Origin of the sequence: Stenotrophomonas sp. NPDC047960 (assembly GCF_043204395.1) — a bacterium.
Classification (GTDB): domain Bacteria; phylum Pseudomonadota; class Gammaproteobacteria; order Xanthomonadales; family Xanthomonadaceae; genus Stenotrophomonas.
In genome coordinates this window covers 63694-87392 of the sequence record NZ_JBIDBX010000006.1, presented here as the reverse complement: position 1 = coordinate 87392, position 23699 = coordinate 63694, and the positions used below count along the sequence as shown (strand labels likewise).

The window sequence follows — 23699 nt, the reverse complement described above, 5'->3', positions numbered from 1 at the left end:
GGGCGCCCGCCCGGGAGTTCACAAGGCGCACGTGACGAAGCATGCGAAATCCGGGATGAGTCGCGCTTGTCCGGGAATGAAGCGGGCGCACGGAAGCGGGGATGACCGCTTCCCGCGCAGCCAGGCGCGGGGCTCAGGCGATCTGAACCACGCGCGCGCCCTGGCACAGCGGGTAGGTTGCCACCAGCTCGGCGATGCGCTCGCGCAGGGTCTCGAACGAGGTGCCGTACAGGTACAGCGCGGTTTCGCTCGGGCCCTGCCACCAGCTGCAGACTTCGCCGTGGCCGTCGATGCGCTCGACGATCTGGTCGAACACGTAGTTCGAATCGCACTGCTCGTAGACCTTGTCGGGCAGATCGGTGCCATTGAGGTACAGGCCCAGGCCTTCGGTGATGCCGAACGGTACATCGGGCTCGCCTTCGCGCTGGATCAGTGAACCCTTGGGCGCGCCGAGCTGTTCGAGCAGTTCGATGACGGTCGGCACTGCGGCGGCGTCGTTCAGCTGGATTTCCAGGTCGCCGTATTCCACTTCGCCTTGGTCGGTCAGCGCGGTGCCGCCGCCCATGATTTCGCCGATGCCGGCCGCTTCCAGCATCGCCTCGAGCGGATCCTCGAACAGCTGCAGGCGGTGCTCGGGCTGCAGCCGGGCGTTGAGTTTGACGTTGATGGCGACGGGGGGGGTGGACATGGGGATACCTGGAAATGGATGCGGGAATGGGTTTACGGCAGGTGTGGCGTGACCTTCTTCTTCAACAGTGCCACCAGCTCCGACTGCATGAAGTCGTAGTCGTCCGGGATATCCAGGCAGATCACCCGCTTCCCGTTCAACCACTGCCGATACCGGCTCGACAACCGCGTACGGTGCGCCCGCTCCATCACGAAGATGACATCCGCCCACTGCAGCAGCTCCGGGCTGACCGGCACATCCGCATCGGCCAGCACGCCAGCCGAGGCGGTTTCCACGCCCGGCCAGTCGGCGAACACCTGCTCGGCCGTGGGGCTGCGCAGGCGGTTCTGGCTGCAGAGGAAGAGCACATGGCGGGTCATCCGTGACACGCCCGGTCAGATCACGGTGAGGTTGGCGTAGGCCATCACCAGCCACTTGCTGCCGGCCTCGGCGAACTCCACCTGCACGCGCGCGTGTGCGCCGCTGCCTTCGTAGTCGGTGACCATGCCTTCGCCGAAACGGGCATGGGTGACCATGGCGCCCAGCTTGAGCGGCGGCGCTTCCAGCGCGGCATGGCCGGCCGGGCGGCTGGCGCCGAGCGAGGCACCCCGCGAGACCTGCACCTTCGGGCGCACTTCGTTGAGCAGCTCGCGCGGAATCTCGCGCAGGAAGCGCGAGGGCACGTTGTAGTTTTCCTGGCCATGGATGCGGCGCGATTCGGCATAGCTGAGCACCAGCTTCTGGCGTGCGCGGGTGATGCCCACGTAGGCCAGTCGGCGCTCCTCTTCCAGCCGCCCGCTTTCTTCCAGCGAACGCGCGCTCGGGAACAGGCCGTCTTCCATGCCGGCCAGGAACACCAGCGGGAATTCCAGGCCCTTGGCCGAATGCAGGGTCATCAGCTGCACGCCTTCTTCGCCCGCCTGGGCCTGGCCTTCGCCGGCCTCCAGCGAGGCGTAGGACAGGAAGGCCACCAGCTCGCTCATGGTCTCGCCGGCTTCCTCGACGTCGTCCTCGCGACGGGTGAAGCGCGAGGCCACCGAGACCAGTTCATCCAGGTTGTCGGCGCGCGATTCGGAATCCAGCGCGTTGCGGCTTTCCTTGGACCAGTGCTCACGCAGGCCCGAGCGGATCAGCACATGGTCGATGCGCTCGGCCAGGGTCATCTCGCCGGCTTCGGCGTGCAGCTGGTTGACCAGGGTGAGGAAGCCGGCCAGCGCGTTGCGCGCGCGGGCAGCCAGCTCGTTGCCCTGGGTGGTGAGCATGGTGGCTTCCCACAGCGAGATCGCCTGGGTGCGCGCCAGCCGGCGCACTTCGTCCAGGGTGCGGTCGCCGATGCCACGGGTGGGCGTGTTGACCGCGCGCTCGAAGGCGGCGTCATCGTTGCGGTTGGTCATCAGCCGCAGGTAGGCCAGCGCGTCCTTGATTTCGGCGCGCTCGAAGAAGCGCATGCCGCCGTACACGCGGTACGGCACCTGCTCGGAGAGCAGCGCTTCTTCGAATGCACGCGACTGCGCATTGCTCCGGTAGAGCACGGCCGCGTCGCCGTAACTTCCCCCGTCGCGCACCCACTGGCGTGCGCGCTCGACCACATAACGCGCCTCGTCCATTTCGTTGTAGGCCGCGTACAGGTCGATCGGGTCGCCATCGCCGCTGTCGGTCCAAAGCTCTTTGCCGATCCGGTCCGGGTTGTGCGCGATCACCGCATTGGCCGCGCCCAGGATGTTTGCGCTGGAGCGGTAGTTCTGCTCCAGGCGCACGGTCTGCGCGCCGGGGAAATCCTTCAGGAAGCGCTGTACGTTCTCGACCTTGGCACCACGCCAGCCGTAGATGGCCTGGTCATCGTCGCCGACCACGAACACGTGGCCGCTGTCGCCGGCCAGCACGCGCACGAAAGCGTACTGGATGGCGTTGGTGTCCTGGAACTCGTCCACCAGGATCTCGCGGAAACGCGAGCGGTAGTGGGCCAGCAGTGCCGGGTTGTCGCGCAGCAGTTCGTGCGCGCGCAGCAGCAGCTCGGCAAAGTCGACCAGGCCGGCGCGGTCGCAGCGCTCCTGGTAGGCCGCGTAGGCCTGGCGCATCGTTTCCAGCCAGGCATCGTTGGGCTCGGGCTGGATGTGCTGCGGGCGGCGGCCTTCGTCCTTCTGCTCGTTGATCCACCAGGCGATCTGCTTGGGCGGATGCTTGCTGTCGTCGATCTCCAGCTGCTGCACCACGCGCTTGACCAACCGCAGCTGGTCGTCCGAATCCAGCACCTGGAAGCTGTCGGGCAGCTTGGCTTCCTGGTAGTGCAGGCGCAGCAGACGATGCGCGAGGCCGTGGAAGGTGCCGATCCACGCGCCTCGGCTGCCGTGCGGCAGCTGCACGTCGATGCGGTGGCGCATTTCTCCGGCAGCCTTGTTGGTGAACGTCACCGCGAAAATGCCATGGGTGGGCACGCCGCAGACTTCATTGAGCCAGGCGATGCGGTGGATCAGTACGCGGGTCTTGCCGGAACCGGCACCGGCAAGCACCAGATGGTGGCCAGGCGGGGCGGACACAGCTTCGCGCTGAGCGGGGTTGAGCCCGTCGAGCAGGTGGGAGACATCCATGCCCCCATTTTACCCCGCCCACCGCCACACAGGGGCGGCGCGCGCAACCCGTTCACGGTAGGTCACGACCGTTGGTCGTGACGCCTCAACGCGGCCGTTGCCGCCTGCTGGGCCTGCACGCGCAGTTCCGGGACAGCCAGGCTTTCCCACAACGTGCCGATACGCAGGCTGCCCACCACCTGCACGCCCGGCTGCGGCCTGCCCTGGCCGTCCAACAGGAAGCCCGCACTTTCATTGTCCAGCCCCAGCCCATGCGGGCCGGGGCGCGCGTGGCCATCGGCCAGCAGCTGCTGCAACAGCGGGTTGCGCATGGCCAGCGCTCGGGTTTCCACGCCGGTGGCGTTGATCACCGCGCCTACGTTCAGTGGCTGCATGCCGCCCTGTGGCGCGCGCGCGTGCAGCTGCAGGGTCCCGTCCAGCACCAGCAGCGCATCCAGCCGCGCGCGATGGCGCTGCAGCTGGCCGGACTGCTCCAGATCCGCCAACTGCGCGTGCACGGTTTCGGCGATGCGGTGCCGGTGCACGTCCCAGTAGCGCACCACATGGCGCAGGAAGCGGCGCTGGTCGGCCGCATCCAGCCCCTGCCACAGTGCCTGGCCCAGCGGGCGGATACGGTCCATCACGCCCTGCCACGGAATGCCCTTTGCAGCCGCATCACGCACATGGCCACGCAGCGCACGCATGCGGGTGCGCAGTGGCATCGCCAGCAGCGGCTGCGGATCGAACTTGGCGATACCACCGTGCGCATGTGGCAGCGGCAGCAGAGCGTGGCGTGAAAGCACGTGAATGCGGCCGCGATGGCCGGCGGTGGCCAGCGCCACCACACTGTCGGCCATGCTCAGGCCCGAGCCGATGATGGCCACGTCGCCATCGCCGGCCAGCAGGCGCACGCCGTCGTAATCCCATGCGTCCACCACACGGCCGGGCGGAAGGGCCTCGGCACCGGGCGCGGGCAACGGGCGCATGCTGTTGCCGCAGGCCAGTACCACCTGCGGCGCTTGCCACTGCCCACCGTCGGCCAGCAGCAGTGTGTGCAACGGCGTACCCGGCACCAAGGAAACGATCGGAGCGTGCACCACCTGCAGGTGCGCCGGGCTCTGTGCCTCGGCGTCGGCAAGGCGATGCTGCAGGTACGCCGCGTAATGGCGGCGCGGAACGAAGGTCTCGGCCAGTGCATCGCGCGACAGGCCCGGCAGTGCGTCGGCCTGCAGCAGGTAATCGACGAAATCGCCCGGCTGCTCGGGCAGGCCGCTCATCTTGCCGGCCGGCACGTTGAGCAGGTGCTCCGGCCACGGCGTGGCGTAGGCGATGCCCTTGGCCAGCGTGGACGCGGGCTCGAACAGGACCACCTGCACGGGCGCCGTGGCGCTGCGCAGCGCGTTGAGCGCGACCAGCACGCCGGCTGCACCGCCGCCGATGATGGCCAGGTCGGCCTGGAGCATGGGTTCGGAGTCGGTCATGCCCGCATTGTAGGACATGCGACCACGACGCCCCGTGTGCTACATCAACGCATCGGCCAGCCGCGCGATGCCTTCCCGGCTGCGTCGCCACGCGGGCCGCAGCCGCCACGCCTTCAGCTCGAGCTGGCGCGACTGCCGCAGGTAGTCGTCTTCGATCCCGATCAGCTGTCGTACCAGCCCCCGGTCGTAGCAGAGCATGCCGATCTCGGCGTTGAGGGCGAACGAGCGGATGTCCAGGTTGATCGAGCCGACCAGCGCGATGTCCTCGTCCACGGTGAGGTGCTTGGCATGCAGGAAATGCGGTTCGTACAACGCTACGCGCACGCCGGCGCGCAGCAGCTCGTCGTAGTACGCCTCCTGCGCCCACGCGGTGAGGTGCTGGTTGTTGCTGGCCGACAGGATCAGCTGCACCTGCACCCCCGACAGCGCGGCGATGCGCAGCGCACTGAGCGTGGCCTCGTCCGGCACGAAGTACGGGGTGACCAGCACGATGCGGCGGCGTGCGAGGTGGATCAGCGCGTTCACCGCATCGCGCGCATTGCTGAAGGGATAGGCCGGGCCGCTGGGCAGCAGCTGGGTGGGCACGTCGTCGGCGCAGACCGGTTCGACCATCATCACGTCCAGGCGCTGGCCGGTTTCCATGTACCAGTCGCTGGCGAACACCGCTTCCAGGTGCGCCACCGCCGGGCCGCGCACCCGCGCGACCAGCTCGCGATTGGGGTAGCCGGGCACGAATTCGGGCTGGGCCAGGTTCTGCGAGCCGATGTAACCCACCCGGTTGTCGATCACCGCGATCTTGCGGTGGTTGCGCAGGTCCATGCGCCCACTGCGGCGCCAGCGCAGTCCGCCGGGCAGCATCGCGCGCACGTCCACGCCCAGTGCCTGCAGGCGGTGGCGATAACTTCGCAGGCCACGTTTGGCGCCCACCGCATCCAGCAACAGGCGGCAGTGCACGCCGCGCGCGGCGGCGCGCTGCAGCGCCTGCACCACCGCTTCGCCCACCGCGTCGTCGAACATCAGGTAGTACAGCAGGTGCACGCGGTCGCGGGCCTGGTCGATGTCGTCAATCAGCGCCTGCAGCGAGGCGTCGTAGTCGGTCAGCAGTTCCACCGCGTTGCCGTGCACGGGCATGAAGTCGCCCTGGCGCTCGATCAGCGGCACCATTTCAGCGGTGGCGGTATCGGGCACCGGGGTCCAGCGCAGCGGCGGCTGCAGCGCCTGTTCTTCGCGGATCACCTGCGAGGCCTCGGCCTGGCGCTGCACGCGCTGGCGCGACAGCCAGGGGTGGCCGAACAGCAAATACAGTGGCAGGCCCAGCAGCGGCACGAAGCCGACCAGCAGCAGCCAGCTGCGCGCGGCGCCTGGCGTGGTGCGGCTGGGAATCCAGAACAGCGCGGCCAGCCGGATCAGCCAGTCCAGCAGCAGCAGCCATGAACCCAGCAGCCATTCGAACAGCATCGGTGCGCCCGTTTGGGGTGTGCCCCATTCTGCCAACAAAAAACCCGCCGTGAGGCGGGTTCTTCGTTGGCCATCGAGCAACCCCGTGAGGGATTACTTGATCTTGCCTTCCTTGTACGGGACGTGCTTGCGCACGACCGGATCGTACTTCGAGAATTCCATCTTCCCGGGGGTGTTCTTCTTGTTCTTGTCGGTCGTGTAGAAGTGACCGGTACCGGCGGTCGAAATCATACGGAACGGATCGCGCGAGCCGGCCATGATCGTCTACTCCTCAGACCTTTTCGCCGCGCGCACGCAGCTCAGCCAGAACGGAATCGATGCCGTTCTTGTCGATGGTGCGCAGTGCATGCGCGGAAACACGAAGCTTGACCCAGCGGTTTTCGCTGGCGACCCAGAAGCGACGCTCGTGCAGGTTGGGCAGGAAACGACGACGGGTCTTGTTGTTGGCGTGCGAGACGTTGTTACCCGTCTGCACTCGCTTGCCGGAAACTTGGCATACGCGGGACATTGCGCACCTCGATGAAAGTATGTGTCAGCCCATAGCCCGGGCGACGGCGGCCTCGACGGTTTCCCGCCACACGTCATGAGAATCAAAGGGTTACGCTGACGTGGGCAGACCGGATGACGTGTTCCCGGCCACCAATCCGGACAAATCCGGACACAGCGAGCCGCGCATTATGCCGGAGCCGCCCCCTGGGTGCAAGTTGTCCACAACCGACCCTGCCAGCCGTGGCTGAACGACCTGCCCCTGCACACCACGGTCGCAGCCGCTGGCGATACTGGCACCTCTACCGGGAGGATGGCATGCGGCTGTTGGCAGTGACCTATGGAACCGAAGGCGACACCCGGCCGCTGGTGATGCTGTGCCATGGGCTGCAGGCGGCTGGACATGAGGTGATGGTGCTGGCCGAGGGTGGCACGCTGGGCAGCGCGCAGGCGCTGGGTGTGCCGCATGCGGCGCTGGAAGGCGACATCCACGACGAGGTGGTGGCGCTGGTGTCGCGGGGCAACGACATGGCGGCGGCATCGCGCGGGCTGGCGCGGATGGCGCAGCGGCATGTGCCGGCGTGGATGCGGCAGGCCGATGTGGCCGCGGCTGGGTGCGATGCGGTGTTGATCGGTGGGCTTGCCGCCTTCGTGGGCATGACGGTGGCCGAGCACCACGGGGTGCCGGCCATTGGCACCGGGATGATTCCGCTGACCCCAACCGGTGCGTTCCCCTCCCCGTTCCTGCCGCGACTGCGGCTGCCTGGCCTGCTCAACCGTCTCAGCTACGGGCTGGTCAACCAGGCGGTGTGGCGGACCTTCCGCGCACCCATCAACGACGCACGGCGGGCGCTGGGCATGCCGGCGCGGCGCTCGCTGTGGCGTGACCTTCCAATGCTGTATGGCATCTCGCCGAGCCTGATGCCGCCGCCTGCGGACTGGCCGGCCAATCATCATGTGTGCGGGCAGTGGCGTGCGCCGGATGCGCACTGGCAACCCGAGCCTGCGCTGCAGGCGTTCCTGGAGGCGGGCCCTGCCCCGGTCTATGTGGGATTTGGCAGCATGACTGGCTTCGACCGCAGCGTGATGCCCTCGCTGCTGCGGGCGTTGGCACCGCGACGCGTGCTGTTGTTCCCCGGCTGGGCCGGCGTGCCCGACGGACCGCTGCCTGCGAACGTATTCGTGCTTGGCCCTAGTCCGCACGAAGCACTGTTCCCGCGCTGCGCGATGGTGATCCATCACGGCGGCAGCGGCACCACGCACTCTGCCTGTCGTGCAGGCGTACCTTCGATAGTCATGCCGCTTGCGGCAGATCAGTTCTTCTGGGCGGCACGGTTGCAGGCCTTGGGCGTGGCGCCTTCGCCGTTGTCGCAGAAGCAACTCGATCACGACACGCTGGTGAATGCGATTGCGTTTGCCGGACGTTCCGATGTCATCAGTCGAGCGAGAACGCTCGGAAATGCTATGGCACGCGAGGATGGCGTATCCGTCGCTGTCGGTGTCATCGAACAGTTACTGTCATCCCGCTAGGCGAAAGCGCCGCATCTGAGCCAGTTGCGTCGGGCAATGATGCAGAATCTCACAGCCTGTGCCAGCATGCGCGCGGCGCTGCTGATCGGACCTTGTAAACAGGATAGTCGCGCTGCGAAGTCAGACATGCTCTGCACTTTCCTCAGCCATTGGCGGGATAGGCGAATGCCGACGCGTTGCACTGCCGAGACCCTTGAAGGTCATCCTTCAAGAACCGATGACGGACCAGAGGCCAGTTGCTTTCTGAACAGGCGAATTGAAGTGCGATGGATTGCATTGACTGGGGTTTAAACCCCTGATCTAATGATCCCACGACCTCGCCCTCGCAGCCGTCATTAAGTTGGCCAAGCGGCTTGGGTTGAAAAAACCGCCGCGAGGCGGTTTTTTCTTGCCCGATGGGAATCGAGATGGGCGGATCTACTGCCGTGTACATTGACGGCTACAACCTCTATTACGGTCGTATCCGCGGCACGCGTTACAAATGGGTGGACTTGGTCGCACTGTTCGATAGTGTTGTTCGGAAGCAGGCTCCCGATAGCCAGGTGGAGGTTGTCCGCTACTTCAGCGCCTACTGCTTGGCAAACTTCGCCACGCATGGAACGGATTCCGCCGAAGCCCAGAACAGATATCTACGCGTCCATGAGATGAAGCATGGACCACGATTCTGCAAGACGATGGGAACTCATACCCATGACCGCTACGGTATCAGCATGCCTCGGTACGTTGAAGGTTCGCGTTTCAACCGGCGCGATCGCGTCAAGGTATGGCGGCTGGACGAGAAGCAGACGGATGTGAACATTGCTTTGGCGATGTATCGGGACGCCCGCTCTGGCAGGTTCTCGCAGTTGGTCATCTGTTCCAATGACAGTGACGTTGAGCCTGTACTCCGTGCGATCAGAGAAGACTTTCCCGGAATCCGGATTGGAGTGATAACTCCTCGACCGCCTCCAGAGTCCGGTACCCGGTCCCATCGAAATGTCATGTCGTCCCTATCCAAGCACGCAGACTGGACTCGCAGTCACATCCATGACGAAGAGCTTGCGACGTGTCAGCTCCCTTCTCGTATACACACAGGAAAGCGTCCTCTCGTGAAGCCAGATCATTGGTGACGATGCAGCATCTGGAATCTGGGCTCTGGCCGTCTACCAGTGCCCAGATTTGCGCTTGGCTTCGGTGCAAGCCGGCCAGAGGCCGGCTCTACCTCGGTTTGTGTAGCCAGCGGTACAGCACTGGGAGCACCAGCAGGGTGAGCAGCGTGGAGGAGACGATGCCGCCGATCACCACCGTGGCCAGCGGGCGCTGGACTTCGGCGCCGGCGCCTACGTTGAAGGCCATCGGCACGAAGCCGAGCGAGGCCACCAGTGCGGTCATCAGCACCGGACGCAGCCGGCCCAATGCGCCTTCGCGCACCGCATCGGCCAGCGGCATGCCTCCCTGGCGCAGGCTGCGCACGAAGCTGATCATCACCAGTCCGTTGAGTACCGCCACGCCCGACAGCGCGATGAAGCCGACGCCTGCGGAGATGGAGAGCGGAATGCCACGTGCTGCCAAGGCCAGCACGCCCCCGGTGAGCGCCAGCGGTACGCCGCTGAACACGATGGCCGCATCCTTGACCGAGCCGAACGCCCAGAACAACAGCGCGAAGATCAGGATCAGGGTGACCGGCACCACGATCGCCAGCCGCTGGCTGGCCGAGATCAGCTGCTCGAAGCTGCCGCCGTACTCGATCCAGTAGCCATCGGGCACCTGCACATCGCGGTTGATCACCTGCTGCAGGTCACTGACGAAGCTGCCCAGGTCGCGATCGCGCACGTTGGCGGTGACCACGATGCGGCGCTTGCCGTTCTCGCGGTTGATCTGGTTCGGACCCTCGCTGTTGGCCAGCGTGGCCAGTTCGCGCAGCGGCACGGTGCGCGCGGCGCCGCTGGTCCAGCCGCCGGCCTGGCTGGATTCGTCGGCATCGCCGTCCAGTGCCGGCGCCAGCGAGACCGGCAGGTCGGCCAGCGCGGCCGGGTCCTGGCGCAGGGCCTCGGGCAGGCGCACCACGATGTCGAAGCGGCGGTCGCCCTCGAACAGCTGGCCGGCCACCTGCCCGCCCACGGCGGTGGCCACGGTGGACTGCACCTGCCCCGGGTTGAGCCCGTAGCCGGCCAGCGCGCCGCGGTTGGGGGTGACCGTGAGCAGCGGCAGGCCGCTGGTTTCCTCCACGCGCACATCCGCCGCGCCGGGCACGCTGCCGGCCACGCTGGCGATGCGCTTGCCCACCTTCAGCAACGTCTCCAGGTCATCGCCGAACAGCATCACCGCCACGTCGGCACGCACGCCGGAGATGAGCTCGTTGGTGCGCATCTGGATAGGCTGGGTGAACTCGTAGTTGTTGCCGGGCAGCTGCTCCACCGCTGCTTCCAGTTCGGCCAACAGCGCCGCGCGCGCTTTGCGTGGGTCCGGCCAGTCCCTGCGCGGTTTCATCATGATGAAGGTATCGGCCACCGACGGCGGCATCGGGTCCGAAGCGACCTCGGGCGTGCCGATCTTGGAAAACACCTTGCTCACCTCCGGGAACTGCACCAGCCGGTTCTCGATCAGCTTCTGCATCTCGATCGATTGGCTCAGGCTGGTGCCGGGAATACGCATGGCGTGCATGGCCACGTCGCCTTCATCCAGGTTGGGCACGAACTCGCTGCCCAGCCGGGTGGCAAGCAGGCCGCATCCCACCACCAGCACCAGCGCGCCCCCCACCATCCAGCGCCCGCGCCGCAGCGAGAACGCCAGCAGGGGTTGGTAACGCCTGCGCACCCAGGCCATCACCCGGTTTTCCTTCTCCTGCACGCGGCCACCCAGGAACAGGGCGATGGCGGCTGGCACGAAGGTCAAGGCAAGCACCATCGCCCCGGTCAATGCCAGTACCACGGTAATGGCCATGGGGTGGAACATTTTTCCTTCCACGCCCGACAACGCGAAGATCGGCAGGTACACCGCGGTGATGATGCCCAGGCCGAACAGGCTCGGGCGGATTACTTCGGCGGTGGCGCTGGCGGTTTCGACAAAGCGCTCCTCGCGCGTCATGTCGCGCCCCAGCCCGTGCTGGCGCTCGGCGAAGCGACGCAGGCAGTTCTCAATGATGATCACCGCGCCGTCGACGATCAGGCCGAAGTCCAGCGCGCCCAGGCTCATCAGGTTGGCCGAGATGCCGCCGCGTGCCATCCCGGTGAGGGTGAACAGCATCGCCAGCGGAATCACCGCGGCGGTGATCAACGCCGCGCGGAAATTGCCCAGCAGCAGGAACAGCACGACGATCACCAGCAGCGCGCCCTCCACCAGGTTCCTGGCCACGGTCTGGATGGTGCGATCCACCAGGGTGGTGCGGTCGTAGCTGGCGGTGACGGTGACGCCTTCCGGCAGGCTGCGTTGCGCCTGCTCCAGCCGCGCGGCGGCGGCTTGGGCCACGTCGCGGCTGTTGGCGCCGATCAGCATCACCACCGTGCCCATCACCACTTCATGGCCGTTCTGGGTGGCGGCGCCGCTGCGCAGTTCGGGTCCGTCGGCGATGTCGGCCACGTCGTGCACGTGGATCGGCACGCCTTCGCGACGGGCCAGCACGATGTTGCCGATTTCCTCCAGGTTGGCCACCTGGCCGGGAATGCGCACCAGGAACTGCTGGCCGTTGCGTTCGATGTAGCCGGCGCCGACGTTCTGGTTGTTGCGCTCCACCGCCTGGACCACGTCTTCCAGGGTGAAACCCAGCGCGCGCAGGCGGGCCGGATCGGGGGTGATGTGCACCTGGCGCTGGAAGCCACCGATCGTGTTGACCTCGGTCACGCCCGGCACGTTGCGCAGCTGAGGGCGGATCACCCAGTCCTGCAGGGTGCGCAGGTCGGTGGCGGTGTAGGCGCTGCCATCGGGTCTGCGCGCCGCGGGATCGGCGTCGACGGTATACATGAAGATCTCGCCGAGGCCGGTGGAGATCGGCCCCAGCTGCGGGTCCAGCCCGGCCGGGATCTGTGATTTCACCTGCTGCAGGCGTTCGGACACCTGTTGGCGCGCGAAGTAGATGTCGGTGCCGTCCTCGAACACGACGGTGACCTGCGACAACCCGTAGCGCGACAGCGAGCGTGCCTGTTCCATGCGTGGCAGGCCGGCCATCGCCGTTTCCACCGGGTAGGTGATGCGCTGTTCGGCTTCCAGCGGCGAATAGCCCGGGGCGGCGGTGTTGATCTGCACCTGGACGTTGGTGATGTCCGGGGTGGCATCGATGGGCAGCCTGGTGAAGCTCCACGCGCCCACAGCGATCAGCGCCAGGGTGAGGCTCATCATCAGCCAGCGATGGGCGATGGAGGCGGCGATGATGCGCTCAAGCATGGCGATGCCCTCCGCGCCGGAGGATGGGTGCGTATTCAATGCTCATGCGACGCTCCCGTCTTGCCGATGTCGGCTTTCACCACGTAGCTCTGCGCGGTGACGACTTCATCGCCGAGGGTAAGGCCCTCCAGCACTTCCACCTGGTTGGCGTCGCGCGCGCCGAGGCGCACCGGACGGGCGGTGTAGGTCTCGCCGGTGCGTACGAACACCACATCCTTCCCTTCCATTGTCTGCAGCGCGGTGAGCGGTACCACCTGCGGGGCAGGTCGCGTGGCGACCACGATGCGTGCCTTCACCGCAGCGCCCGGCCGCCACAGGCCATCGTCATTGCGCAGTGTGGCGCGCGCCACAGTGCTCTGGCTGGCGGTGGCGGTGCCGGGCAGCACGCGTTCCAGCGTGGTGGCCTGGGTAACGCCGTCGGTCATGCGCGACACCGTGACCGGTACGCCGGCAGTGATGTGCTGGGTGTCGTTGCCGAAGATGTGCAGGTCCACCCACAGCGTGGAGAGGTCGCCGATTTCGAACAAAGGCGTGCCCTCGCCCGCCACCCCGCCGACCTGCGCCTGGCGGGCCAGCACCACGCCGCTGATCGGGGCGCTGATCGTGTAGGTCGTCAGGCTCAGGTTGCTTTCGATGCTGGCCAGGACCTGGCCGGCCTTGATGGTGTCGCCCACGTTGGCCCGCAGCGAGCGGATCGGGCCGGGGAAACGGGCCATCACCTGGGCGACACGGCCGTCCACCGGAGTGAGCAGGCCCTGCACGTCGTGTTCGTCGGCGATGGTGCCGGCGGCGACCGGGGCGACCTTGATACCGGACTGCTCGGCCATCGCCGCGGGAATGGTAGTGCTGTCGGGGGCGTCGTCGTGGTCTTCGCTCGTGTCGGTGTGGCCCGGCTCGGCGTGGCCGGCGTCGGTGTCGGCGGGTGCGGTGGATGCGTCCTTGGCACAGCCCGCCAGTGCGAGCAGGCACAGCAGGAGGGCGGCGATGCGCGCCGCGCGGCTGGTCGAAAGGTTCATCGGCGGTCCTCCGTGGACACGGTCGCGGTAGCGGGGGCGGTGTTGGCATGGGCAAGCAGGCCCTGGCCGGTCAGCCGCTGCAGTTCGATCAGCGCGCGCTGCGCGGCGATGGCGGCATCGAGCTGGCGTTGCCGCGCCTCGATGCGCATGGCCTGCAGTTGCGCCCACTCCATGTAGCTGATGGCACCGGCACGCCACGCCTTTTCGGCGGCGTTCTCGGCGCGCCGCAGCTGCGGCAATACGTCGCTCGCCATGCGGGTGACCTCCAGCCGCGAGGTTTCATAGCGTCCATGCGCTTCGGCCAGGGTGGCGTACAGCTGCAGCGCGCGTGCTTCGCGCTCCACTCCGTTGAGGGTGAGCTCGGCTTCGGCCGCGCGGATCTCCGGACCGGCGCGGCGCACGTTGCCCAGTGGCAGGCTGAAGCCGCCGACCAACGCGGTATCACCGCTGTCGCGGCTGTTGCGCACGCCGACCTGCCAGCTGATATCCGGCCGTGCCTGGGTGCGTGCCAGCTGCAGCTGGGCGTCGCGCACGCGGCGTTCGCCGGCCAGCACGGCCAGTTCCGGCGTGCGCTGCAGTTCGTCGGCGAGGATATCGAAGGGTTGCAGTGCGGGCAGCAGCAGCGGGTCGCCGCTGACCACGTCGAAGCCGGGCTCGCGCTCACGCCACAGCGCCGACAGCGCGAGACGGGCGGCGCGGTCGGCCTGGCGGGCGCGATCGCGGTCCACTTCGGCCTGCGCCAACATCGCCTGCGCGGTCATCAACACCGATTCGGGCGACGCGCCGGCCTGCAGACGCATCCGGGCGGCGGCGACCGCGCGGCGACGCTGGTCGATGTCGGTGTCGGCAATGGCAAGCTGCGCGCGGGCTTCGGCAATGGCGATATACCGCTGGGCCACGGCGGCCATCAGGTCCAGCCGTGCGGTTTCGCGCTGCGGTGCCAGCGCATCGAGATTTGCCTGGGCCAGTACCCGGCGGGCATCCAGCTTGCCGCCGCGCTCCAGCACGCCGGCCAGGGTGACGGTCAGTTCGGCGGCATCGAAGCCACGGCTGCCACCGGTGCCCAGCGCGTTTTCCAGCTCGACGCCGACGGTCAGTGGCGGCCCGAACGCGGCCGCCTCACGACGCGCCTCCCAGACCGGACGCTGGGCATCGGCCAGGCGCAGGTCGGGGTGGTACCGGGCGACGCGGGCGATGGCCTCGTCCAGGGTCAACGGGGGGTTCGACGCCGCTGCAGCGGGTGGCGCTGCTTGGGCGGAAGGGGCAACAGACGCAGTGCCCTGCGCATACGCGCACGGCAGCAACGCAATGGCAGCGACGGCTGCCAGACGCATCCACATGGGAATCTCCAGAAAGCGGTTCAGAGGTGAAGCCGCGGCCGTTGGCCGCGTGGCATCACACCGCTATCGGGGGGCGCAGCAGGCTCTCGGGCGGCTGCGCCATCAGCTGCGCGCTCAGGCCGCCCGGCGCGAGGTGGGCCGGGGCAGCCGGCAGCGACCACGCCGATGCGGCCAGCGGCAGCACGCCGCCGTGGCCATGGCAATGCCCGCAGTGGACCAGCGCGTGCAGCAGGCGGGCGCTTTCGTCTTTGTCGTGATCGGCGTCGGCATTCAGTGCCGCTGTGGCGTCCGCCGGTTGCGCATGCGACAGCGCATGCGCAAGTCCGGCGTCGCTGTGGGACAGTGCGTGCAGGTCACCCAGCGCCGCCGCCAGTGCGCCACCGGCCGTGCCCAACAGCACCACCACCAGCATCAGCAGGCGGAGGGGCAGCGACAGGCGGTGGCGCAGGCGGGACATCATCGGCGCAGGGTAGCGGCGGCGCTGCCCGTTACACAATCGCAGCGCGGGCGCGCGTTCATGCGCTGCGCGCCTCGGGCAGCGCGCAGATGGCCTGGCGGACGTTACGCATGCGCAACGCTTCGGCGGACGTGCAGGGCCCGGGCGTCTCGGGCATGGAACGTCGTTTCCCGGCAGGCATCTTGAGCAGGTAGTCGCATTGGATCTGGCCACCGCTGCCCTGCAACGTTGGGGGCACCGTCCGGCCGGGGTCGCAGCCCACCTGGAACCGGCTGGCGTCTTCCACGCGAAGGCTGGGAGCGCCTAGAAGCGTGCCCATGCCGGGGATGGACTGGAAGGCACCTGCATGTGCATTGCCGACCAGCGCAACCCAGCGCTGCGGCCCGGGTTTGCCGGCCTGCTGCCGCTGATCGTGGACGATCCGTGCGGTTGCGACGTAGTTCTTCATCTGAATCCGCGCCTGCAGCGGGTCGACCATGTCTTCGCCATCACCACGCTGCAGGCCGCGCACGTGGTAGCTGGTCATCAGGTCCAGCGCCACGATGCGCATTCCCACCTTGAACGCGGCATCGACCAGGTTGCGGAACGTGGCACCACTGTCCGCGTCCGTCATGTGGCCGCTGTCCTGTTCGGCAAGGAAACGGACAAGGGCGGGCGAGAGCACGCCGGTGCGGTGGTATCGATCCAGGTCTGGCTGGTGGATATCGGCCTGCAGATGCTCCAGGTACAGCGTGTCAACGCCCAGGTGGCGCAGGTGCGCCATGTTGTCCATCAAGAGAAGTTTGCTGGCCCGAGCCGCATGCGTCTCGCCCACGAGCAGCCCTTTGTTGCTGCCGAGCAGCTCCCTGAGCAGGTCGGCGTGGGTGCGCACCGGCGCCAGATCGGGCCACGCACGCAGATCGGTGCCGGCGCTTGGCGTGCTGGACAGCGCCACATCCAGCAGCTGCGTGCGCTTGGTGAAGAAGTCATCCATCATCGCGCGCTGTTCGGGCTGCATCGGCATGCAGTAGCTTGGATCCAGCGCCTTGCGATGCTTCTGCAGCAGTCCCACCAGCAGCTGACCTTGTTGCGGGGACATCGCATACGCCTGCAGCGGGTCCGGCCGGGTATCACGGGGTGAAGGCACGTTGCCGGGGCGCAAGCATCCGCTGTCGGGAAGATTGCGCAGGCTGAGCAGGCTGGGCTCGGTGCCGGTGCGCCGCTGTGGTGCGGGCGCGGTGGGGTTGAAAAGGCGGTACTTCAGTGCGGACAGGGCATCCAGCATGGTCAGGCTCCTTGTGGGGGAAGACGCGCGCCAATAGGCGCGCCCTGACCAGCCTAGTGCTCTGCTGCACCCACGCTGCGATGGGCTAAGCAGTTTTGAGCGCGGTGCTGAAGGCCGTGTGCCGATGCGTGCGCGAGCGCACATCGGCACCGACCATTCACGACATCAGGGCGCGCGGCGCTCGTCGATGTAGGCGCGGATCTGCGCATCCAGCACCGGCAACGGCACCGAACCCTGCCTGAGCACGGCGTCATGGAAGGATTTGACGTCAAAGCGGTCGCCCAGCGCCTTCTCCGCTTCACCCCGCAGGCGCACGATGGCGATTTCGCCCAGCTTGTAACTGAGCGCCTGGCCCGGCCAGGAAATGTAGCGATCCACTTCGGTGGTGACTTCGTGCTCGCTGAGCGCGGTATGGTCGCGCAGGTAGGCCAGCGCCTGGTCGCGGGTCCAGCCCTTGTGGTGGACGCCGGTATCGATCACCAGCCGCGCAGCGCGCCACATTTCGTAGGTCAGGCGCCCGAAATCCTCATACGGGGTTTCGTAGATGCCCATCTCCACGCCGAGCTTTTCGCTGTACAGCCCCCAGCCTTCGCCATAGGCGGAGATGTAGGCGTTGCGGCGGAACTCGGGCTGCTCGCCCTGTTCGGCCGCCAGCGCGCCCTGCAGCGCGTGGCCGGGGTCTGACTCGTGCAGGGTCAACGCCGGCAGGTTGTACAGCGGTCGCGCCGGCAGGTTGTAGGTGTTGACCCAGTAGGTCCCCATGCCGCCCCGGCCGGCGGTCCAGAACGGGGCGATATCCGGCGGCACCGGCACGATGGTGAAGCGCGCACGCGGCAGCGTCATGTACTTGCCGATCACCCCGTCCACCCGCTTGGAAATCCAGGCGGCACGATGCAGCAGCTCGTCCGGGGTCCTGGCGTAGAACTGGGGGTCGGTTCGAAGGAAGGCCAGGAACTCAGCGAAGCTGCCCTTGAACTTCACCTGCTTGATGACGTCGTTCATTTCCTTCTGGATGCGCGCCACTTCCTTCAGACCGATCTCGTGGATCTGCTGCGGGGTGAGGTCCAGCGTGGTGTATTGGTGGATCTGCTGCTGGTAGTACGCCTTGCCATCGGGCAGTGCTTCGGCGGCCAGGGTGGTGCGTGCCTGTGGCACGTACTCGCTCACGAAGAAGGTACGCAGCTTGACGAAGGCCGGCACCACGCTGGCGCTGATGGCCTGGCGTGCCTGCGCCTGCAGCGCGGCCTGCTCGGCGGCGGGAATGCTGGCAGGCAGCTTCCTGAAGGGCGCATACAGGGGCGACTGGGTCGGATCCTTCAGCTCGGCCACGGTGGCGATGGAAACTTCACGGCCATCGAGCACCGCGCGCGGCACGCTGAATCCCCGCTTCAGGCCAGCGCGCATGTTGTCGGTCTGCTGGTCGAAGTAGCGCGGCACGTCGTTGAGACGAGCGATGTAATTGCGGTAGTCCGCAGCGGTCTTCATCTCGCGGCGCGCCATGAACGACAGGTTGGACCAGAACGAAGAATCCGAATTGAATGGCATTTCGTAGCCGCGCAGGCGCACTTCTTGGGCCAGGTTGAACACCTGGTCGCGGTAGATCGCATGGTTGACCTGGTTGGTGGGTGAGAGCGCCCGGGTATCGAGCTTGTCGAGCTGGGCCAGGACGTCATCCCACACGGCCAGGCGTGCCTGCTGCGCCGCCGCGCCCACGTCGGGCATGCGGGTGGCCGTGGCCGGACCGTCGCCGTCTTCACTGGCTTCCCCCCCACCGGCCTGGCGCCAGGCCCATTCCTTCTCGTAGATGGCGCGGAACGCGGCGTCGGCAGGCGATCCGGTGGCCAGGCTGGCCGGCGCGGCAGCCGGTGCCGACGGCGCGGCCAGCGCCACAGGGGCAGGAAGGGCCAGGGCGAGCAGCAACGCAGCAACGAGCGGTGATTTCACGAGCAGGGGTTCCCGAGGGGCGGCAAACCCCGATCATGGCACCCCATCCCCCCCCGCGCATGGATCAAAGGTCCTGCCCGCGCAGCGGGCAGGACCGGGGATCGGCCGCAGACCGAGACCCACGCGCCAGAGGCGCGGTAATCGGGTCAAGCGTTCAATGTTCCGCCTTGTCCCGCTTCCACCCGCGGTGCTGGATATCCAGCTTCAGACTGTAGAGCGCGGTGAACGCCGGAAACAGGTTCTGCAGCACTCCCACCGAGTCCTGCTTGGCCGAGAACAGGAAGTAGCTCAGCGTCATCAGGCTGCCCACCACGCTCATGTACCAGAACAGCCGCGGGATGACCGGCTTGCCGGCCCGGCGCGAGGCGACGAACTGCACCAGCCAGCGGCCGCCGAACATCAGCGCGCCGGTATAGCCGATCAGCTTCCAGCCCGTTACATGCAGCCCGGTCCAGAACAGCCACGTCAGCGGTTGATCAAGCCAGTGCAGTTCCATCAGCGTTCTTCCACGTCCGTGCGCTTGCTGCGCGTGATCAGCCAGGCCACGCCGCGCAGATCGCGGATGCCGACCAGTGCACGACCCAGGTTGTTGTATTTGGATACGCCGGCGGTGCGGTGGCGGTGGTTGACCGGCACGCTCACCGTCTTCCAGCCCGCCCGCTGCATCAGCGCGGGCAGGTAGCGGTGCATGTGATCGAAATACGGCAGCTCCAGGAACGCGGCGCGCTCGAACAGCTTGATGCCGCAGCCGGTGTCCGGGGTGTTGTCGCGCAGCATGCGGGCACGGATAGCATTGGCCCATTTGCTGGCCCAGCGCTTGCTGCCGCTGTCCTGGCGGTTGACGCGCCAGCCCGCGAACAGCTTGACCTGGGGCTCGGCGGTCGCACGTGCAGCCAGCAGCCTGGGAATGTCGGCGGGGTCGTTCTGGCCGTCGCCATCAAGCGTGGCGATCCACGGCGCGCGGGCGTGCTTGACCCCGTTTTTCACCGCCGTGCTCTGCCCACTCTGGGTGACATGGTGCAGCACCCGCAGTTCGGGATTGGCCGGCTTCAACGATTCCAGCACCGCCAGGGTGTCATCACGTGAGTGGTCGTCGATGTAGACGATCTCGAAATCCACTTTGCCGCGCAGCGCCGCGGTGATCTCCTCGATCAGGGGCTGCACGTTGTCGCGTTCATTGAATACCGGGACGACGACCGACAACTGGGGTTGGCTCATGATCGGGCTCTGCGAAAGGCCAGGAATGAAAAAGACCGCGCATTTTCCGAGATGAAGGTTATCCGAAGATGAACCCGGGCATGTAAGTCAGGCGCGCTCACCGAAATAATCGCGGCACCAGGCCACCACCGGTGGCAGGCCGCGCTCGATCGGGGTGACCGGCTCATAGCCGAAAGCGTCATGGGCACGACGGGTATCGGCCATGGTGCGGACCATGTCGCCGGGCTGCATCGGCTTGTAGACCTTCTGCGCCGGGCGTCCAGCGGCGGCCTCGATGATCCCGATGAAATGTTCCAGCTCGATGGGGGTGTGGTTGCCCAGGTTGAAGACACGGTGCGGTACGTCCTCGCCGGACGGATGCGCCAGCGCGCCGAGGATACCGGCCACGATGTCGGAAACATGTGTGAAGTCCCGCTGCATCCTGCCGTCGTTGAACACGTCGATGGGGCGCCCGGCCAGCACCGCGCGCGCGAACAGCAGCGGCGCCATGTCGGGGCGGCCCCACGGGCCGTACACGGTGAAGAAGCGCAAGCCGGTGGCATGCAGGCCGTACAGCTGCGCGTAGGTGTAGGCCATCAGCTCGTTGGCCGCCTTGGTGGCCGCGTACAGCGAGCGCGGCTTGTCGATGCGCTGGTCTTCGGAGAACGGCGGGGTGGCCGAATCGCCGTAGACCGAGCTGCTGGAGGCGTACACGAGGTGGGCCACGCCGCGATGACGGCACAGTTCCAGGATGTTGACGAACCCGGTCAGGTTGCTGTCCACGTAGGCGTGCGGATTCTCCAGCGAATAGCGCACGCCGGCCTGCGCGGCCAGGTGGATCACCCGGGTCGGCTGGACCTCGTCGAACAGCGCCGCCAGGCCGTCGCGGTCGGTCAGGTCGAGCACGCGGATATCCGCTTCCGGGCACAGCGCGGCCACGCGATCACGCTTGATCTGCGGGTCGTAGTAGTCGTTGTAGTTGTCCAGGCCGACCACCGTGTGCCCGGCATCGAGCAGCGCACGCACGGTATTGGCGCCGATGAAGCCTGCAGCGCCGGTCACAAGAAGCGTCATGGCAATCGTCCCGGGAATTCCAGGCGACAGGATAGCGCCGTTACCCGTACGTCACTACAGGCTCAGCGGCGCTTCGCGCGCCAGCGTGGCCTCGCGTTCCTTGCTGAAATCCCACCAGGGACGGGGGGCTTCGCCCTGCATGAAGCGCACGATGGACAGGAACACATCGATCACGCAGGGGTCATGCAGCACGCCGGTGCGCATGCACAGCTGTGCGTACATGTCGTAGGCATCGCGGCCGCGCACGTGCGCGGGAACACGGATGCCGATCAGACGAAGATCCTTCTCACAGGCCGGCCCGACGTTTGGCAGGTCGGTCAGGCGCAACAGATGGTTGCGATCGACCTTGGTGGGGTTCATCAGGCGGATGGGTTCCTCTTGCGTGGTGGGGGACTCAGCCCTTGCGTACGCGGAGCTTCTCGAGCACGCCGTCCAGCGTGTCCAGGTCGGTGTAATGGATGATCAGCTTGCCCTTGCCGCCTCGGCCGTGGTTGATCGCCACGCGGGCGCCCAGCGATTCGGACAACTCGGTTTCCAGCGAAGCGATGTCGGCCTGCGGGGCGGCCGCGCCCGGCTTGCGGCGCAGCGAGGCAGGCACCTTGCCGGCGGCGAACTGCTGCGCACGGTGTTCCACTTCGCGGACCGACCAGCCCTGGTCGGCTGCTTCCTGGGCCAGCTTGCTGGCCAGTTCCGGCGCCAGGGTCAGCAGCGCGCGGGCATGGCCCATTTCCAGCCGGCGGGTTTCCAGCAGCAGGCGGATCGCCACCGGCAGCTCCAGCAGGCGCAGCAGGTTGGACACCGCCGCGCGCGAGCGGCCTACGGCCTGGGCGGCCTCGGCGTGGGTCAGGGCAAATTCGCTGATGAGCCGCTGCAGGGCTTCGGCTTCTTCAAGCGGATTGAGGTCTTCGCGCTGGATGTTCTCGATCAGCGCCATCGCGATGACGGTGCGGTCTTCCAGTTCGCGCACCACCACCGGCACTTCGTCCAGGCCGGCCAGCTGCGAGGCGCGCCAGCGGCGTTCGCCGGCCACGATCTCGAAGCTGTCCGGGCCGAGCTGGCGGACCAGGATCGGCTGGATCACGCCCTGCGCCTTGATGGAGTCGGCCAGCTCGGCGAGCTTGGTCTCGTCCATGTCGCGGCGCGGCTGGTACTTGCCGGGCTGCAGCTGCTTGACCGGCAGCTTGCGCAGCACTTCACCCGGCAGCGGTTCGATCACGGCCGCGGCCTGCACCTGTGTCACCGCGCCCTTGGGCCCCAGCAGCGCATCGAGGCCACGGCCGAGGCCGCGTTTCTTGCCGGGGGCGGGCTTGGTGCTCATCAGGCGGTCTCCATGGCCTTGCCGGCCGTGTTGCGTTGGTGGTGGCGGCGGATGATCTCGCCGGCCAGGCCGAGGTAGGCGACGCCGCCGCGCGAGGCGCGGTCGTAGCCGACGATGCTCTGGCCGTGGCTGGGCGCCTCGGCCAGGCGCACGTTGCGCGGCACGATGGTGCGGAACACGCGGTCGCCGAAGTGGTCGGTCAGTTCTGCCGACACGGCATTGGCCAGGTTGTTGCGCACATCGAACATGGTGCGCAGCACGCCCTCGATCTCCAGGCTGGGATTGAGGTTGGCGCGCAGCGCATCAATGGTTTCCACCAGCGCGCTCAGGCCTTCCAGCGCGTAGTACTCGCACTGCATCGGCACGATCACCGAGTCGGCGGCGGCCAACGCGTTGAGGGTCAGCAGCGACAGCGCCGGCGGGCAGTCGATCAGGATGAAGTCGTACTCGTCCTGGATCGGGGCCAGCGCGCGCTTGAGCCGCTGTTCGCGCTCGCCCTGGTCCATCAGCTGGATCTCGGCGGCGGTCAGGTCGATGTTGCCCGGCAGCAGGTCAAAGCCTTCCGGAGTGGTCACCCGGACCTCGGCTGCGGTGCTTTCGCCCAGCAGCAGGTCGCAGGTGGAGGCCGCCACTTCGCGCTTGTCCACACCGCTGCCCATGGTCGCATTGCCCTGGGAATCGAGGTCGACCAGCAGCACGCGCTTGGGCGCAGCAGCCAGGGCAGCGGCCAGATTGACGGCAGTCGTGGTCTTGCCGACGCCACCTTTCTGGTTGGCGATGGCGATGATGCGGGCCATGCGGGTGAGCCTCATCGGCAGGGGGTGGGACTGGGCATTATGCGGGCATGGGGCGTGTCGTGTCTCACGGACCGGCCACCACCACCAGATGGCGCTCGCCGGTGAGGCCCGGAACATGCAGCGGCAGGACCTGTTCCACCTGCCAGCCGGCGGGCAGCTGGGCGATCTCATCGTGCGGATGAACGCCCTTCATGGCCAGCAGGCGTCCGCCCGGGCGCAGCAGGTGGCCACCGACGGCGATGATGCCGGCCAGGGTGTCCATGGCGCGGGCGGTCAGGTTGTCATAGGCGCCCGGTTCGGCCAGGGCTTCGGCACGGGATTCGGCCACGCGGGCGTTGGTCAGCCCCAGCTGGCGCACCGCTTCACGCATGAAGCGGGCCTTCTTGCCGTTGCTTTCCACCAGGGTCACCTGCAGTTGCGGGCGGGCGATGGCCAGCGGAATGCCGGGCAGCCCGGGGCCGGTGCCCAGGTCGGCCAGGGTGCCCTGCTCCAGGTACGGCTGCATGGCCAGCGAATCGAGCAGATGGCGGGTGACCATCTCCATCGGATCGCGGATGGCGGTGAGGTTGTAGGTGCGGTTCCAGCGGTCAAGCAGCGCCAGGTAGGTCAGCAGGGGCGGCGCCAGGGCGGCATCCAGGCCCATGGCGGCCAGGCCGCGCTCAAGCGCTTCGGCCACGCCGGCCGGGAGTGTGTGTTCGGTCATGCGCCCATTATCGCAGGGTGGGAGCCTGCTGACTGCGCGGA

Annotated in this window: 22 protein-coding genes; 2 read left to right on the top strand and 20 right to left on the bottom strand. The window is 67.3% G+C overall.

What is annotated here, in order from left to right; genetic code table 11:
• Positions 1-133 precede the first annotated feature (133 nt).
• The 7 genes from ACGFZ3_RS13985 to rpmB all read right to left on the bottom strand — a co-directional run bounded on the left by ACGFZ3_RS13985 (position 134) and on the right by rpmB (position 6681).
• Complete coding sequence (locus ACGFZ3_RS13985) at positions 134-688, bottom strand: hypothetical protein (protein ID WP_392922222.1); 555 nt, start codon at positions 686-688, stop codon at positions 134-136.
• Positions 689-720: 32 nt separating this feature from the next.
• Entirely contained in the window at positions 721-1047 is a 327-nt protein-coding gene (locus tag ACGFZ3_RS13980) for a low molecular weight protein tyrosine phosphatase family protein (RefSeq protein ID WP_392922219.1), read from the bottom strand.
• Between the two features lie 15 nt (positions 1048-1062).
• On the bottom strand, positions 1063-3255 hold the full coding sequence (gene uvrD, locus ACGFZ3_RS13975) for a DNA helicase II (protein ID WP_392922217.1): 2193 nt from the start codon (positions 3253-3255) through the stop codon (positions 1063-1065).
• A gap of 62 nt (positions 3256-3317) precedes the next feature.
• Positions 3318-4733 (bottom strand): FAD/NAD(P)-binding protein, encoded by a 1416-nt coding sequence (locus ACGFZ3_RS13970; protein ID WP_392922214.1) that lies wholly within the window; start codon positions 4731-4733, stop codon positions 3318-3320.
• A 21-nt stretch (positions 4734-4754) separates the two neighbouring features.
• Positions 4755-6173, bottom strand: a complete 1419-nt coding sequence (gene cls / locus ACGFZ3_RS13965; RefSeq protein WP_392922211.1) for a cardiolipin synthase — start codon at positions 6171-6173, stop codon at positions 4755-4757.
• 93 nt (positions 6174-6266) lie between these two features.
• Positions 6267-6434, bottom strand: coding sequence for a 50S ribosomal protein L33 (gene rpmG, locus ACGFZ3_RS13960; RefSeq protein ID WP_392922904.1), 168 nt, complete (start codon positions 6432-6434; stop codon positions 6267-6269).
• Between the two features lie 10 nt (positions 6435-6444).
• The gene (rpmB, locus tag ACGFZ3_RS13955) at positions 6445-6681 is read right to left on the bottom strand and encodes a 50S ribosomal protein L28 (protein WP_005411638.1); all 237 of its coding nucleotides are present in this window, start codon (positions 6679-6681) and stop codon (positions 6445-6447) included.
• 296 nt (positions 6682-6977) lie between these two features.
• Between rpmB and ACGFZ3_RS13950 the strand changes: the two genes are divergently transcribed.
• Together ACGFZ3_RS13950 and ACGFZ3_RS13945 are read left to right on the top strand one after the other, a co-directional pair.
• Positions 6978-8189, top strand: coding sequence for a glycosyltransferase (locus tag ACGFZ3_RS13950; RefSeq protein WP_392922191.1), 1212 nt, complete (start codon positions 6978-6980; stop codon positions 8187-8189).
• Between the two features lie 395 nt (positions 8190-8584).
• Positions 8585-9298: an NYN domain-containing protein gene (locus ACGFZ3_RS13945; protein ID WP_392922189.1), complete on the top strand. Its 714-nt coding sequence runs from the start codon at positions 8585-8587 to the stop codon at positions 9296-9298.
• Between the two features lie 88 nt (positions 9299-9386).
• Here ACGFZ3_RS13945 and ACGFZ3_RS13940 read toward each other — a convergent pair whose 3' ends face one another.
• The 13 genes from ACGFZ3_RS13940 to rsmG form a co-directional block, all read right to left on the bottom strand.
• Positions 9387-12548: an efflux RND transporter permease subunit gene (locus ACGFZ3_RS13940; RefSeq protein ID WP_392922186.1), complete on the bottom strand. Its 3162-nt coding sequence runs from the start codon at positions 12546-12548 to the stop codon at positions 9387-9389.
• A 35-nt stretch (positions 12549-12583) separates the two neighbouring features.
• Complete coding sequence (locus ACGFZ3_RS13935; RefSeq protein WP_392922183.1) at positions 12584-13564, bottom strand: efflux RND transporter periplasmic adaptor subunit; 981 nt, start codon at positions 13562-13564, stop codon at positions 12584-12586.
• Positions 13561-14904, bottom strand: coding sequence for a TolC family protein (locus ACGFZ3_RS13930; RefSeq protein WP_392922180.1), 1344 nt, complete (start codon positions 14902-14904; stop codon positions 13561-13563). Before ACGFZ3_RS13930 ends, ACGFZ3_RS13935 begins: the two co-directional genes overlap by 4 nt.
• 55 nt (positions 14905-14959) lie before the next feature.
• Complete coding sequence (locus tag ACGFZ3_RS13925) at positions 14960-15361, bottom strand: hypothetical protein (protein ID WP_392922177.1); 402 nt, start codon at positions 15359-15361, stop codon at positions 14960-14962.
• 58 nt (positions 15362-15419) lie between these two features.
• Positions 15420-16625 carry a membrane-targeted effector domain-containing toxin gene (locus tag ACGFZ3_RS13920; protein ID WP_392922174.1) on the bottom strand — a complete coding sequence of 402 codons (1206 nt, stop codon included), beginning with the start codon at positions 16623-16625 and terminating at the stop codon, positions 15420-15422.
• 165 nt (positions 16626-16790) lie between these two features.
• The gene (locus ACGFZ3_RS13915; protein WP_392922171.1) at positions 16791-18569 is read right to left on the bottom strand and encodes a DUF885 domain-containing protein; all 1779 of its coding nucleotides are present in this window, start codon (positions 18567-18569) and stop codon (positions 16791-16793) included.
• 154 nt (positions 18570-18723) lie between these two features.
• The gene (locus ACGFZ3_RS13910; protein WP_392922168.1) at positions 18724-19065 is read right to left on the bottom strand and encodes a lipid-A-disaccharide synthase N-terminal domain-containing protein; all 342 of its coding nucleotides are present in this window, start codon (positions 19063-19065) and stop codon (positions 18724-18726) included.
• Positions 19065-19787 (bottom strand): glycosyltransferase family 2 protein, encoded by a 723-nt coding sequence (locus ACGFZ3_RS13905; RefSeq protein ID WP_392922165.1) that lies wholly within the window; start codon positions 19785-19787, stop codon positions 19065-19067. Before ACGFZ3_RS13905 ends, ACGFZ3_RS13910 begins: the two co-directional genes overlap by 1 nt.
• Before the next feature lie 87 nt (positions 19788-19874).
• The gene (locus ACGFZ3_RS13900; protein ID WP_392922162.1) at positions 19875-20840 is read right to left on the bottom strand and encodes an NAD-dependent epimerase/dehydratase family protein; all 966 of its coding nucleotides are present in this window, start codon (positions 20838-20840) and stop codon (positions 19875-19877) included.
• Positions 20841-20894: 54 nt separating this feature from the next.
• Positions 20895-21200 carry a helix-hairpin-helix domain-containing protein gene (locus tag ACGFZ3_RS13895; protein WP_392922159.1) on the bottom strand — a complete coding sequence of 102 codons (306 nt, stop codon included), beginning with the start codon at positions 21198-21200 and terminating at the stop codon, positions 20895-20897.
• Between the two features lie 34 nt (positions 21201-21234).
• Positions 21235-22158 (bottom strand): ParB/RepB/Spo0J family partition protein, encoded by a 924-nt coding sequence (locus ACGFZ3_RS13890; protein WP_392922156.1) that lies wholly within the window; start codon positions 22156-22158, stop codon positions 21235-21237.
• A complete protein-coding gene (locus ACGFZ3_RS13885; protein ID WP_068847867.1) occupies positions 22158-22955 on the bottom strand; it encodes a ParA family protein in 798 nt (265 codons plus the stop codon). The genes ACGFZ3_RS13890 and ACGFZ3_RS13885 overlap by 1 nt, the downstream gene beginning before the upstream one ends.
• Before the next feature lie 64 nt (positions 22956-23019).
• Positions 23020-23658 carry a 16S rRNA (guanine(527)-N(7))-methyltransferase RsmG gene (gene rsmG, locus ACGFZ3_RS13880; RefSeq protein WP_392922152.1) on the bottom strand — a complete coding sequence of 213 codons (639 nt, stop codon included), beginning with the start codon at positions 23656-23658 and terminating at the stop codon, positions 23020-23022.
• Positions 23659-23699: the final 41 nt, after the last annotated feature.